This window comes from Actinomycetospora sp. 2LY8.5 (assembly GCF_057180585.1).
The window spans coordinates 1-13,627 of the sequence record NZ_JBXUHE010000074.1 but is presented as its reverse complement, the minus strand read 5'-3'; the positions used below and the strand labels follow the sequence as shown (position 1 = coordinate 13,627).

Genomic DNA, 13,627 nt, shown 5'->3' with positions numbered 1-13,627 from the left:
TCGCCGCCGGGATGAACGCCGCGAACGCCGGCTGAGGTGGCAGCCGGGACCGATCGGCCCGAGGACCGGGCGCCCGGAGATCGGGTGCCCGAGCCGACGGCGTCGTCCGGACCGAGTGCGCGAGCCCAAGGCCAGCTGTCATGATGTCCATGTCCTCAGCTGTTGCTTCTCCACCGCCGGGCCATTCACGACCCCTCTTGATGAACTGCCCGGTCCTGTCTTCGTGCGTCATACCGATGCGCGGCTCGTATCCCCGGCCGCCGTACTGCTCATCGACGTTCATGGAGTAGACAGGAACAGGCGACGCGCCGAGGCCGTTCCTGAGATCTGCAGCCGACATGCGCGCGGTGGCCAAAGGACTCGCCGAGTCGTACTGCAAGGTGACGTCGAACGAGCACCGCTCGCCGACCTCGTTCGCGCCTGCTCCTCGAACGCTCAGTGTGTTGTCGTCACCTTCCTCGTGTTCCTCCAGGGGACTGGACCTTCTGACGACGAACAGATGCGGCACCGACGTGGACGTGGTGGATCACGACAGCGTCGTCGCCGTCAGCGGTGCGTGGCGTCTGCGTGGCAGACCCCTCCGGCGCCGGCCACGCGAGCGCTTTCCGGAACCGCTCGCGCGAGGCCCGGCCCCGGTGCCTGTAGCGCCGCGTCACTGCCGTGTCGGTGTGCCCCATCGCGATCGCAAGCTCCGGCTCGCCTCATGAGCCGCCGCACCGGGCGGCGCACCTGGTCAGCGGGACTCGCCCGCACCCGGCGCCACACGACGACGCCGGCCACGACGGTCCACACCATCGATAGCGCGCGCCCGACGGGCAGGGCGAGCGTGACGGGCAAGAACGCGAGCGAGGCCGGCGACGAGGTCGCGATCACGCCGGCGACGGCGTCCGGCCCGGGTGATGGACAGCGTCAGCGCGACCAGGACGACGACGACGTGGAGGACCGCCAGGGTCACGAGACGGTGCTGCGCGCTCTGGTACTCGCGGGTGTCGGCGAGGTCGGCGCCGTCGATGACGAAGCGCAGCAGCGCGGGCGAGGTCGGAGCGGTGAGCAGGACGGTGGCGACGACGAGGCCCGCCTTGGCCGGGACCCACCAGGCCCACCAGCGCCCGCGGCGGTGTCGCGCGAGGACGACGAGTACCAGGCCGGTGAGGGCGGCGCCGATCGCGGCGGGTCGCGCGAGCCAGGCGACCGCGATCTCGTGGAGCGCGTAGCCGGCGCGCAGGGTCGCGGGGTCACGTACTCCGGTCAGCCACACGGTGAGCACGACGAACACCGCGCTGACCCCGAGCCAGCCGACGCCGGTGGCGAGATGGAGCACGAGCACGGTGCGGCGCAGCCGGCGTGGCAGCAGCGGTCGGGCGGGGGTGACGGTGCGGTGCTCCGCCCGGGCGCCGGCGCCGGCGCCGGCGTCGGCCGCCGTGGTCATCGCCGTGGTCGTCGTCGGGGTCATCGCCGGGGGTCGGTGTCGCGTAGCGGACGGGCCGCGAAGGCGAGCACCGCACCGGCGACGAGCACCCAGGCCATCGACAGCAGCCGCCCGAACAGGATCAGCGCGTTGCCGTAGAACCAGACCAGCGAGATCACCGACAGGATCGCGGGCACGGCCGCCACGACGGAGAACACGCGGACCCCCCGCGCGGCGAACAGCCGCCCGAGCAACGCGACGCCCAGTCCCAACGCCACCACGTGCGCGACGCCACCGGTCACGAACGTCGCCTGGTGCAGCGCCAGCGTGACGGCGTCGGAGAGGGTGGCGGTCGCCAGCAGGATGCTCAACCCCGCCGACACCGTCATCGACGCCACGGCCGCCAGGACCGCCACGGCCGCGACGACGGCGACCGGACCCCAGCGGGCCGGCGCTGCCGCGCCGGGAGGCCCGACGCGGCGCAGGGCCAGGACGAACAGCAGCAGCCCGGCCACCGAGACCAGGTGGGTCAGGGCCGGCAGCACGAGGGCTGCACCCTCACCCCGCACGTAGGCGAGCAGGACCTCGGGCGCGGCGTTGGGCAGCGGCATCTCCCGGGTGGCGACGGCCGCGCGGGCGGTGTCGTTGGCGAGATAGGCGCCCAGGAACACGACGCCGCCCAGCAGGGCAGCGACCCCGGCGGGCCGCACCGCACGACGGGTGCTCGTGCTGGTGGTTGCCGAGGGGCGGGACGGAGTGGACACGACGGACCTCCGAGGGCTGGTGGACGGACTCGTCCACCGTCGCCCGGCCCGCCTCCCCGCACGTCGCCCCGCAAGCCGATCCGGTCCTACCCCCAGCGGGGCAGACGCGCCGCCACCGGACCGGATCTTCGATCGTGGACGTGCCCCCTACCGCGGTGGGGGTAGGCCCGGTCACCGCGGGCGGGGGACGACCGGTGGACGGCCGGCACCCGACCGTCCTCCCATGTTCTCGAAGCTTCGCGTGGTGACCTGGGCGGCGACGGTCGCGGTCACGGTCGCCGTGTTCGCGGCCTGCGGCGCGCCCACCCCGCCGTCGACCTCCGCGCTATCGAGCTCCGCCGATCCCGCGGTCGTCCGGGTCGCGGGCGGGGAGGTCCGTGGTGTCGCGAGCGATACCCACCTGCGTATCCAGGGCATTCCCTACGCCGCCCCGCCCGTGGACGAGCGGCGATGGCGTGCACCCGAGCCGGCCGCCGCCTGGTCGGGTGTGCGCGACGGAACCCGTCCGCCGCCGCCGTGCCCGCAGTCCGACGACGGCCGGGTCGAGGGCCGCGAGGACTGCCTCTACCTCAACGTCGACGCTCCGCGCGGGGCCGGGGCGAACCGTCCCGTGATGGTCTTCGTCCACGGCGGCGGGTTCATCGGCGGGCAGGGCGCCCCGTACGACCCGGCCCGCGTGGTCGACCAGGGCCGCGTCGTCGTCGTGACGATCAACCACCGTCTGGGGGCCCTGGGTTTCCTCGCCCATCCCGGGCTCGACGATCCCGCGGCCGGTAACTTCGGGATCGCTGACCAGCAGGCGGCGCTGCGCTGGGTGCGGCAGAACGCAGCCGCGTTCGGCGGCGACCCGCGCAACGTGACGCTGTGGGGCGAGTCGTCCGGAGCGTTCTCGACGTGCGCCCAGATGGCGTCGCCCGGGGCACGTGAGCTGTTCGACAAGGCGATCCTGCACAGCGGACCCTGTGCGAACCGGATGCTGCCCCTCCCGCAGGCCCAGCAGCGGGCGACATCCCTCGCGGCTCGGCTGGGTTGCGCCGAGGTCGCGTGCCTGCGCGCGCTGCCCGTCGACCGGCTGGTGGGTCTGCCCGAGGAACAGGTGGGGGCGACGCGCACCACGGTCGAGCGGCCCTGGCTGCCCGTCACCGGGACCGCGGTGCTGCCCACCGACCCGATCGAGGCGTTCCGATCAGGTACCGCCCACGACGTCCCGATGATCCACGGCGTCACCACCGACGAGATGCGGGTGTTCGTCGCCCGGGACCGACGGACCACCCTCGAGCCGTACCCGGTCACGCTGACCCGGTTCTTCGGCGCCGACGCCGCCCGCGTCGCCGCTGCCTACCCACTCGAGCAGTACCGCTCGGCCCCGGTCGCGCTCGCGACCGCGCTCGCGGACGAGGGCAGGACGCTGGGCTCCTGCACGACACGATCGTTCTTCGACGCCGCCCGCGGGCCGGTGTACGCGTTCGAGTTCACCGAGCCACGGCCGGGCGAGGTCGCCGGGGTGCCGCTCGGCGCCCACCACGGTGTCGACGTCCCGTACTTCTTCGACAGCCACTTTCCCGGCCGGCCCCCGGTCGGGCGCACCGATGCGCAGGCAGCGTTGGCGCAGCGGCTGATCGGCTGGTGGACCACCTTCGCCCGCACCGGCGACCCGGGCCCCGATTGGCCCGATGTCCGCACCGGCGGGGTTCAGGCCGTCTCCACGGCGGGCACCGCGCCAATCGACCTCACCGCGAAACACCACTGCAGGCTGTGGGACACGATGGCGCCACCAGCAACCCGGTGACCGGACGCGCACCCACTCGCACCAACAGCTGCCAGGCACCTTCTAGAACCACGGTCAGGAACACCACGGAGTGGTCCCGACTACGACGCATCGAAACCCGAAGCCAAAGACAGAAAGACAGGAGACAAGACTCGCGGGAGCGCCCGCAGGTCCGCGCCAACGATCGCGGCGGCGACACCCACGTGGCCGCGCCCACCCTCACCATCCCGGACGGCGCCACGGACGCAGGCGGCCCAGGTCGTCGAACACCGCGGGCCCGTTGGCCGCGGAGTCGACGTGGCCGAGGATCACCGCGGGGCCGACGCGGCCGGGGGTGGGGGAGCCGCGGGACCAGGCCGCGTGGTCGTACTGCGGTCCGCGAAGCGGACACCCTCGCTCGCGCCGGATAGCGGTGCTCCCGGGCCTCCGTTCATACCGGAGAAGTATCGACAGCGGTCGCGTGGATCATCAACGCCGCCGCGTCGACCGATGCGCGGGACCGTCAGCGGCGGGGCGGTCCCTGCCCTCGGGCACGGGCCGCCACCCGCGGTGGGGAGACGTGGACGACGGTCCCCGACCTGCCAAGGGTTCGACGGAGACGACTACGGAGGGCCGACGATGTCCGATCATCGAGCAGCTCGGGCGCGAGCACGCCCGGGAGGTGCCCGGTGAACACTCGGCGACTCGTCCGGCTGCCCGCCGTGCGGTTGGCGGTCGACGACGGCGGATCGCCATCGACCGAGGCGCCACCGTTCCTGCTCGTCCACGGCTGGCTGGGATCACACCGGACGTGGGCGCGCCTCACGCCGCGCTGGCGGGAGCAGCGCCGGGTCCTCGCGGTCGACCTGCGCGGGCACGGCGACAGTTCGGCGCCCCGTGCCGGCTACGCGCTCCCGGACCTGGCCGGCGATCTCGCGGTACTGCTCGACGTGGAGGGGTTGCGCGGGGTGGTCGTCGTGGCGCACTCGCTGGGTTGCTCCGTGACGAGCTGGCTGGCGGTGCAGCGCCCGGAACTGGTCGCGGGGATGGTGCTCGTGGACCCCGACTACGGCGGCGACCCCGCGGATCGCGACCGACTCGCCGCCCTCGCGGCGGCCCCCGACGACGAGGTCCTGTCCAGGGCGGTCGCGGAGCTCTTCCGCGACCGCATCGACGCGGACACGGCATCACCCGCGCTGCGGGCCGCCCACCGCGCCGACGCCGCCCGCGTTCCGGCGCACGTCGTCCGCGGAACGCTCGCCGGCCTCGTCGGCGGACCCCCCTCACCCCGCTTCCGACCGGAGGCGGAGGTCGTCCTCCCGCGGCGGACGCAACCGGTGCTAGCGCTGCACCGACGTCCGGAGCAGGCGTCATGGGAGCGCGGTCTCGTCACGCACCCGGCCTCGGAGATCCACGTCTGCGCGGGAGCCGGACACTGGATCCACGAGGAGCGCCCGGCCTACGTCGCGGCCGCGTTCGACCGCTGGCTCGGGCACGCCGTCCCCGCGGCGGCATGCCCGTTCTCGTCGTGTCCGTCCCCGTCCTCGGAGGTGTCCTCGTGACCGCCGTGTCCCTCGACCTCTCGGCCGAAGAGCTGTTGACCACCACCCGCGCGGTGCGCCGCCGGCTCGATCTCGACCGACCGGTCGACCCGCAGCTCGTCCGGCGGTGCGTCGAGTTCGCCATGCAGGCGCCGACGGGCCGGAACTCCCAGAGGTGGAGCTTCGTCGTGGTCACCGATCCCGCGCGGCGCGCGGCGCTCGCGGATCTGTGGCGCGCGGGGATCGGCCAGGGCGACAGTCCGATGTCCGCCGCCGACGTGCGGCGGGCGTACCACGACCCGCGCTCGATGGAGCGGGTCTGGAGCGGGTTGGACCACCTGAAGGACAATCTGCACCGGGTGCCCGTGCTGGTCGTGCCGTGCATCGAGGGACGGACCGACGGGCTCGGCGCCGATCGGCAGGCCGGCCAGTGGGGCTCCGTGCTCCCGGCGGTCTGGAGCTTCATGCTGGCCGCCCGTCTGCACGGGCTCGGCACCGTCTGGACCACCGGGACCATGCCCGTCGAGCGCGACGTCGCGGGCCTGCTCGGGATCCCCTACGACACCGTGATGCAAGCCGCCCTGATCCCGCTCGCCCACACCGTGGGCACCGATTTCCGGCCGGGCCCACGCGTCGACGTCGACGAGGTCCTGCACTGGGAGACGTGGTGAGCGTCCGCGACCGGGGCCGGGTCAGCGTCGTCACCGGAGCCGGCGGGGCTCTGGGCACCGCGATCGCCCGGCGTCTCCACGGCGCCGGAGACGTCGTGGTGCTTGCCGACGTCGACCAGGATGCCGCGTCGCGGGCGAGTGCCCTCATCGGCGGCTCCGCGGCCGACGAGCGGTTGCGGACCGAGCAGGTCGACGTCGGCGACCCCGACTCGGTCCAGCGCCTCGTCGATCGGGTGGGGGAGGACTGCGGCCGCATCGACGTCGTCGTCAACAACGCGGCGGTCCAGCGTCGGGGCGGGATCGCCGCCCTGCGGACGGAGGATTGGGACGACGTGCATCGGGTCGACCTGCGGGGACCGATGCTGCTCTGTCGGGCCGTCCACCCGTACTGGGAACGGCAGCGAGCGGGAAGCGTGGTCAACATCGCCTCCCGTGTCTGGCTCAGTGGCGGCGCGCCGATCTACGTCTCGGCCAAGGCCGGCCTGGTCGGGCTGACGCGGTCGTTGGCGACCGAACTGGCCCCTCACGGCGTGACGGCGAACGCCGTCGCGCCCGGGTTCGTCGCGACCGCCTTCACTCGACGCGGACACGACGAGGAGAGCTGGTCGGCCCTGGTGGAGCGGCAACAACGCATCACCCCGCTGGGCACGCTCACCGAGCCCGAGGACGTCGCCCACGCCGTCGCCTTCCTCGCCTCCCCGGCCGCCCGCTCCATCACCGGCGAGGTCCTCCACGTCTGCGGCGGCGCCCAGCTGGCCCCGCTCCCGTGATCGATGCGCAGCGCGCGGAGACGACGGCGACCCTGCGCTACGGCTACGCCACGGTCGCCCTGCCCACGCTGAGCCTCGCCGAGGCGGCCGCGGCCGCCGCGGGCGCCGGCTTCGAAGGCCTCGAGTGCAAGGTCGGTGAGCCGTCACACGCCCGGGACAGCTCGGCGCGCCACTTCCTCGCCGACAACCGCACGACGCTGCGCCTCGCCCCGCAGGACGGCCGACGCGCGGCGAGGATCTGCGCGGACGCCGGTCTCCAGCTCATCGGGCTCAACCCCTACGTCGGCACGGGCGACCTCGAGACGTTCCGGCGCGTCGCCGATCTGGCACAGGCGGCGTCCGCTCCGCAGATCCGGCTGCAGGGCCCGCGCCCACGTCGCGGCGGGCCGGGCTATCGCGAGCTGTTCGACCGGGCACTCGCCTTCACCGACGAGGCCGCCGCGATCGCGGTCGATCACGGCAGCAGTGTCGTCGTCGAGATCCACCAGGACACGATCTTCCCGAGCGCCTCGCTCGCCGAGCGGCTGGTCGCCCACTTCGACCCGCATCGCGTGGGGGTCATCTACGACGTGGGCAACATGGTCGTCGAGGGCTACGAGAACCACCGGATCGGCACCGCGCTGCTCGGCCCGCATCTGAGGCACGTGCACCTGAAGAACGCGCGTTTCGTCCGGGGCCCGGCGGTCACCGGACCGATGCGCGTGCACCGGGCGACGTGGAGCCCCCTCGACGACGGCGTGGTGGACGTCAGCGCCGTGCTCGACCATCTCGTGGACGTCGGGTACCGGGGCTGGATCTCGCTCGAGGACCTGAGCTCGCAGCGAAACCCCCTGGCGACGCTGCAGTACAACGCCCGGGTGCTCTCCGCTCTGAGGGCCCCGGGATGGCGGGGTTGACCGAGGCCGACGACCTCAGCGTTCCCGGCGCCCGACGTCGCGGGCGCCGATCATGACCACGGCGAAGGTCGCGGCGCCCGGGCCTGGGTTGCGCCAGCGGTGACGGGTCCCGGTCTGCACGAAGGCGTCGCCGGCCTCGAGGACCCGTTCCGCACCGTCGTCGAGCTCGAGCACCAGGTGACCGGCGAGCATGATCCCGAGGTCGATCGTCGGGGTGGTGTGCATCCCCGGCTCCTCGTCGTAGGTCGCGAGGAGGCCGGGGAAGAGGGACTCGAACTCGACCACCTGCGCCGCCGTCGGACCCGCGCCCTCCGCCTGGTCCGGGTCGATGGTGAGCACGAAGAAGCGGTGCCCTCCGGGAGGCGGCAGGAACTCCCCGGCCGTGAACGGGCGCGACCCGTCCGTGTGGAGGGCGGGCACCTCGTCATCGGCCCACAAGGGCGTGTTCACCAGACCGGGAAAGCCCGATGCCACGAGCGTCCCCGGTCGGGCGTCCTCGACGAACACCGAGCGTCCAGCGCCGGCCAGTCCGGTCGTCACCAGCTTCATCGCAGGCCCTCCTGTCGGTCGACGCGAGCTCGCCCACCGTGCCCGGAACGGGGATGCGGGCGGGAGAGGGTTCACAGGAGGACCGGCCTGATACCTCCTGGATATCGGCGTCGCGGGGAGCGGCCACGCCTGGCTGTGGCTGAGGGCCCGCGAAAGCAGGCCGATAATGAGGGGCGATGGAACTGCGGCACCTGCGCTACGTCGTCGCCGTCGCCGAGCACCGGCACGTCGGCCGGGCCGCACGCGCCCTGGGGATCGCCCAGCCGCCGCTCTCGCGTCAGGTGGCGGCCATCGAGGAGGAGCTCGGAACGCGCCTGTTCGAACGCACCGGTCGCGGCACGATCCCGACCGTGGCCGGCGAGGTCTTCGTCGCCCACGCCCGTCGCATCCTCGAGCAGGTCGACCTCGGCGCCGAGGAGGCCCGCCGCGCCGCGCGCGGCCAGAGCGGGACGCTGCGGCTGGGGATCATCGGCTCCGCGCTGATCGAACTGCTGCCGGGGCTCCTGGCGCGCTTCCGTTCGACCCACCCCGGCGTCGGTGTGGCCTGCCGCGAGCTCTCCAGCGCCCAGAGCACCGCGGCGCTCGTCGCCGGTGAGATCGACCTCGCGGTCTGTCGGGGGATGCCTCGAGGCCCGGGCGCCGAGAAGTTGCGGGCCGTCGCGGTCGGCCACGATCAGCTCGTCGGGATCTGCTCGCGCGCACACCCGCTCGCCGCCCGCGGAGTCATCACCGTCGGACAGCTGCGGCGACAACCCCTGGTCCTCACCACGAGCGAGGACGAGCCGTCGACCGTCACCGCGCTCGCGGAGCTCCTGGCGGACCGTGACGCGACCTTGTCGACCACCCACGCACGCGACATCCACACCATCATCGGCCTCGCGGCATGTGGCTTCGGCGTGGGTCTCCTCCCGTCCTGCGTCCGCAGTCTCGTGCGCCCCAGCACGGCTCTGCTCGACGTGGAACCCGCCGTGCCGCTCCCCGACCTCTGCCTCGTCTACCGCGCCGAGGACGACTCGCCGGTGGTCGACGCCTTCCTCGCCGTCACCGCCGAGCACTGCCCCGGTGTCGGGCACCGACTGCGCGTCTCGCGGGGCCGTCCAGGTTGAGGCTCGTGGTCGAGCAGCGGCCCTGGCCGGACCGGAACGTCGGTCCTCTCCCGCAGCGTCGTCGCGGGAAGCGGACAAGGTGGTCCTGCTCCACCAGCCCCGACGGGTCGGGCTCCGTGATGACGAACGCGTTGAGGTCCGCGGCACGGTGTGGGCCAGCGCGACCGAGGTCTGGGAGTTGCAGAGCGAGCTCGGTCCGTGGTGGCGGCTCCTCTACTCCGCAGGACAGGGGGCTGAGTCCGGGCCCAGGGCGCTGATGCCCGACCCTGTCGACGATGTCCCCGAGAGGGGACGGATCGCCCGCTCGCCCGTGAAGGGGTGGCCCGTCAAGGCCTGGAGCTGTCGATCGTTGGATGTGCGCCACGCCCGGGCCGTCGGGATCGACCCCCCGGGGGGGCGGAGCTGGATCTCCGCATGCATCCCATGGATCACGCAACGTGTCAACGGCTTTCGCTCGATCGAGTGTTTGATTAGCCTCTCCTCACTCGAGAAAGGGGTATTCGTGACTATTCGGACACGGTGGTCGGCAACGGCGGCTCTGGTGGCCGCAGCGGCGCTTCTGGCTGGATGCAGCAGCGGCCCGGCCGAGCCGCCACCCGAGAACCCGGGTCCGGCGACGCTGACGATCTACTCGGGGCGCAGCGAGGAGCTGGTCGGGCCGCTGATCGAGCAGCTCCGGACACGGCTGAACGGCGCGAACGTCGAGGTGCGCTACGGCAGCACGGGCGAGCTGAGCGCTCAGCTGCTCGAGGAGGGTGCGAACAGCCCCGCCGACCTGTTCTTCAGCCAGGACGCCGGCGCCCTCGGAGCCCTCGCCCGGGCGGACCAGCTCGCCCCGATGAGCCCGGAGCTGATCGAGCCCGTCCTGCCGCAGTATCGCGGGGCGGACGCCGAGTGGGTCGCGACCTCCGGACGAGCTCGCGTGGTCGCCTACAACCCCGACCGCACCCCGGCGGCCGACCTGCCGACCAACGTCGATGCGCTGCTCGAGCCGCGCTGGCGGGGACAGATCGGCTACGCGCCGTCGAACGCGTCGTGGCTGTCGTTCGTCACCGGACTGCGCCTGGTCCGTGGCGAGGAGGGCGCGCGCCAATGGCTGACGGCGTTCGCGTCCCAGGAACCGCAGCGTTTCGACGGCAACGGCGCGATCGTCGACGCTGTCGATCAGGGCACCGTCGCGCTCGGTCTGGTGAACCACTACTACCTGTACGAGAAGACCACCGACATCGACCCGGCGACCTACCGGGTGGCCAACCACTACGTGCCGAACGACCCGCTCGGGCTGATCAACGTGGCGGGCGTGGGCGTGATCGCGTCGACCGACCAGCGTGAGCTCGCGCAGCAGGCCGTGGCGTTCCTGCTGTCCACGGAAGGACAGCAGTACCTGGTGGACCAGACCGCCGAGTACCCGACGGTGCCGGGAGTGACCCCGACCCGGCAGAACCCCCCGCTGCCGCCACTGGAGTCGCTCTCGCCGCCCTCGGTCAACCTGGCCGATCTCGACTCGATCGACCAGACCGAGCAGATGCTGCAGCAGACGGGCCTGCTCTGACCGCCACCCTGCGACGGACCGGGTCGCGTCGGCCACCCCGCACGCTGATGGCGTGGGGGGTGGCCGCCGCGATGGTCGCCGCCGTCCCGCTCGCCTACCTCATCGTGCGGGTCGCCGGTTCCGGCCCCTCGCGGGTACTGGAGATCCTCAGTGGGCCACGGACCTTGGACCTGCTCGCCCGCTCGGCGGTGCTCACCGCCGCGGTGACGGCGGCCTGCGTGGTGCTCGGCACCGCGGCCGCATGGCTCGTCGCGCGGACCGACCTGCCCGGACGGTCGGTGCTGATGGTGCTGCTGCCCCTGCCGCTGGCCGTTCCCTCCTACGTCGCGGGCTTCACCTGGATCGCCGAGGCGCCGTGGCTCACGGGCTTCCCTGGCGCATTCGGGGTGCTCACCGCCGTGAGCTACCCCTACGTGTTCCTCCCGGTCCTCGCCGCGCTGCGCGGCGCCGACGGAACGACCGAGGAGGTGGCCCGCTCGTTGGGTCGCACCCCGATCCAGGTCGCCCGAGACGTGACGTGGCCCCGGGTGCGTCCGGCGGCGACCGCGGGCGGGCTGCTCGTGGCCCTCTACGTGCTCTCCGACTTCGGCGCGGTGTCGTTGATGCGCTTCGACACCCTGACCCTGGGCATCTTCACCAGCTACCGCGGCACCTTCGACCGCACGCCCGCCTACGTGCTGGGCCTGCTGCTGGTGCTGCTGGCGCTCGTGGTTGCGCGGGGGGAGGCGCGCGCCCGCGGCCGCGCCGAGGCCCCGGTGGGCTCGGGCGCCGGGCGGCCGGCGCCGCGGGGGTCGCTGGGCGCCGCCCGGTGGCCCTCGGCCGTCGTTCTCGCCGCGGCGGTCGCGGTGGCACTGGGTGTGCCGATCGCAAGCCTGGCGCGCTGGACCTGGCGGGGCTCCCGGTCGGGCATCGAGCTCGGCGACCTGTTCGCCGTGGCCGTGACCACCGCCGGACTCGCCGCGGCGGCCGCCGTCGTGACCACCCTGCTCGCGCTCGGTGTCGGCACCCTCGCCGCCCGTCACCCCGGCCCCGCGAGCCGCGGCCTCGAGCAGGCGTCCTATCTCGGCCACGCCCTGCCCGGTCTGACCGTCGGGCTGGCCGTGGTCGCGCTGGGCGCCGCCTGGCTGCCCGGGCTCTACCAGACCTCGGCGCTGCTCGTCGCCGGGTACGCGGTGCTCTTCCTACCCCTGGCCGTCGGCTCGGTGCGCTCTGCGATCGCGGCCTCGCCACCGCGCTGCGAGGAGGCGGCGCGCTCGTTGGGCGCCGGCCCGCTCACGGCCCTGTGGCGGGTCACCGCTTCGCGCGCCGCTCCCGGCATCGCGGCCGGCGCCACGCTGATCTTCCTCACCGTCGCCAAGGAGTTGCCGACCACGTTGCTGCTCCGCCCGACGGGCATGGAGACGCTCGCGGTGCGGCTGTGGTCCCTCTCGTCGGTCAGCCGCTACGCCGCCGCCTCGCCGTACGCCGCGGTGCTGATCCTGATCGCCGCGATTCCCACCGTGGCCCTGCTGCGCACGGCACGGGGGGTCTCCGCGTGACCGCCGACCGACCTGCGCTGGAGATCACGGGACTGTCCGCGTCCCACCCCGGCGTCCCGGTCCTCCACGACATCGACCTCGCCGTCGCCCCGGGCGAACTCGTCGCCGTGCTCGGACCGTCCGGATGCGGCAAGACGACGCTGCTCCGCGTCGTCGCCGGGTTCCACCGACCCGATGCAGGCGAGATCCGGCTCGACGGGTGCCTGGTCGCCTCCCACCACGCCGACGTGCCCCCCGAGCACCGCCGGATCGGTCTCGTCCCGCAGGACGGCGCGCTCTTCGAGCACCTCAGCGTGGCCGCGAACATCGGGTTCGGCCTGCCCCGCCGCGACCCCGGACGCGCCCCCCGGGTGGCGGAGATGCTCGCGCTGGTCGGACTGGCCGAACTCGCCGACAGACGCCCCCGCGAGCTCTCCGGAGGACAGCAGCAGCGCGTGGCGCTCGCGCGGGCACTGGCACCCGGGCCCACGCTGGTCCTGCTCGACGAGCCGTTCTCGGCGCTCGACGCGACGCTGCGCAGCGAGATCCGGGAGCAGGTCCGCGCGGTGCTGCGTGCAGCAGGTGCGGCGACGGTGCTCGTCACCCACGACCACGTCGAGGCCCTCGGACTGGCCGACCGACTCGTCGTGCTGCGCGCGGGACGGGTCGTCGCCGACGGTGCGCCCCGCGACATCTACCACGAGCCCGTCGACCCGGGCGTCGCGATCGCCGTCGGGGAGGCGACCCTGCTGCCCGCCACGCGCCGCGGCCCGGTGGCGAGCACACCGATCGGGGAGCTCGAGGTCAAGGGCCCCGACGGCGCGGGCGAGGGGACGGTGGTGATCCGCCCCGAACAACTCGCCCTCGGCCCGGGGTGCGCGCTGGCGGTCCGCGATGTGATCTTCCACGGCCCCGCCAGCACGATCGTCCTCGAACGACCTGACGGCGGCCCGATCCGGGTGTCCATCGGTCGAGACCTCGTTACCTTCTTGATCAGGCCCGGTGAGGGCTTGCAGGCCGCCGGCCACGGCATGACTGAGTGCCCCTGTCGTTGATGATCTGGGGGGTGTTGTCACCGTGGTCGGAGGGCGCCAACGACCGCTGAT

At 73.4% G+C, this 13,627-nt stretch carries 13 protein-coding genes; 9 read left to right on the top strand and 4 right to left on the bottom strand.

Going from position 1 to position 13,627, the window contains the following annotated elements:
* The 3 genes from AC2A1K_RS34740 to AC2A1K_RS34730 form a co-directional block, all read right to left on the bottom strand.
* Positions 1-508, bottom strand: a 508-nt coding sequence (locus AC2A1K_RS34740; RefSeq protein WP_483900916.1) for a hypothetical protein, incomplete at its 3' end; no start/stop codon positions are given.
* A 225-nt stretch (positions 509-733) separates the two neighbouring features.
* Positions 734-1,453 carry a hypothetical protein gene (locus AC2A1K_RS34735; protein ID WP_483900915.1) on the bottom strand — a complete coding sequence of 240 codons (720 nt, stop codon included), beginning with the start codon at positions 1,451-1,453 and terminating at the stop codon, positions 734-736.
* Positions 1,450-2,172, bottom strand: a complete 723-nt coding sequence (locus AC2A1K_RS34730; protein WP_483900914.1) for a hypothetical protein — start codon at positions 2,170-2,172, stop codon at positions 1,450-1,452. Before AC2A1K_RS34730 ends, AC2A1K_RS34735 begins: the two co-directional genes overlap by 4 nt.
* A 223-nt stretch (positions 2,173-2,395) precedes the next feature.
* Here AC2A1K_RS34730 and AC2A1K_RS34725 point away from each other — a divergent pair, with 223 nt between their 5' ends.
* The 5 genes from AC2A1K_RS34725 to AC2A1K_RS34705 all read left to right on the top strand — a co-directional run bounded on the left by AC2A1K_RS34725 (position 2,396) and on the right by AC2A1K_RS34705 (position 7,797).
* Positions 2,396-3,961, top strand: a complete 1,566-nt coding sequence (locus tag AC2A1K_RS34725; protein WP_483900913.1) for a carboxylesterase/lipase family protein — start codon at positions 2,396-2,398, stop codon at positions 3,959-3,961.
* A 647-nt stretch (positions 3,962-4,608) separates the two neighbouring features.
* The gene (locus AC2A1K_RS34720; RefSeq protein WP_483900912.1) at positions 4,609-5,481 is read left to right on the top strand and encodes an alpha/beta fold hydrolase; all 873 of its coding nucleotides are present in this window, start codon (positions 4,609-4,611) and stop codon (positions 5,479-5,481) included.
* Positions 5,478-6,131 (top strand): nitroreductase family protein, encoded by a 654-nt coding sequence (locus AC2A1K_RS34715; RefSeq protein ID WP_483900911.1) that lies wholly within the window; start codon positions 5,478-5,480, stop codon positions 6,129-6,131. The genes AC2A1K_RS34720 and AC2A1K_RS34715 overlap by 4 nt, the downstream gene beginning before the upstream one ends.
* The gene (locus tag AC2A1K_RS34710) at positions 6,128-6,901 is read left to right on the top strand and encodes an SDR family NAD(P)-dependent oxidoreductase (RefSeq protein WP_483900910.1); all 774 of its coding nucleotides are present in this window, start codon (positions 6,128-6,130) and stop codon (positions 6,899-6,901) included. Before AC2A1K_RS34715 ends, AC2A1K_RS34710 begins: the two co-directional genes overlap by 4 nt.
* Positions 6,898-7,797, top strand: a complete 900-nt coding sequence (locus tag AC2A1K_RS34705; RefSeq protein WP_483900909.1) for a sugar phosphate isomerase/epimerase family protein — start codon at positions 6,898-6,900, stop codon at positions 7,795-7,797. Before AC2A1K_RS34710 ends, AC2A1K_RS34705 begins: the two co-directional genes overlap by 4 nt.
* Positions 7,798-7,812: 15 nt before the next feature.
* On the opposite strand, the gene AC2A1K_RS34700 is transcribed toward AC2A1K_RS34705, so the two are convergent.
* A complete protein-coding gene (locus AC2A1K_RS34700) occupies positions 7,813-8,346 on the bottom strand; it encodes a cupin domain-containing protein (RefSeq protein ID WP_483900908.1) in 534 nt (177 codons plus the stop codon).
* Between the two features lie 176 nt (positions 8,347-8,522).
* Here AC2A1K_RS34700 and AC2A1K_RS34695 point away from each other — a divergent pair, with 176 nt between their 5' ends.
* The 4 genes from AC2A1K_RS34695 (at position 8,523) to AC2A1K_RS34680 (ending at position 13,576) form a co-directional block, all read left to right on the top strand.
* Positions 8,523-9,452: a LysR family transcriptional regulator gene (locus AC2A1K_RS34695; protein WP_483900907.1), complete on the top strand. Its 930-nt coding sequence runs from the start codon at positions 8,523-8,525 to the stop codon at positions 9,450-9,452.
* A 79-nt stretch (positions 9,453-9,531) separates the two neighbouring features.
* Entirely contained in the window at positions 9,532-11,004 is a 1,473-nt protein-coding gene (locus tag AC2A1K_RS34690) for an extracellular solute-binding protein (protein ID WP_483900906.1), read from the top strand.
* A 47-nt stretch (positions 11,005-11,051) separates the two neighbouring features.
* The gene (locus AC2A1K_RS34685; protein ID WP_483900905.1) at positions 11,052-12,542 is read left to right on the top strand and encodes an ABC transporter permease; all 1,491 of its coding nucleotides are present in this window, start codon (positions 11,052-11,054) and stop codon (positions 12,540-12,542) included.
* Positions 12,539-13,576, top strand: coding sequence for an ABC transporter ATP-binding protein (locus AC2A1K_RS34680; RefSeq protein WP_483900904.1), 1,038 nt, complete (start codon positions 12,539-12,541; stop codon positions 13,574-13,576). The genes AC2A1K_RS34685 and AC2A1K_RS34680 overlap by 4 nt, the downstream gene beginning before the upstream one ends.
* Positions 13,577-13,627 lie beyond the last annotated feature (51 nt).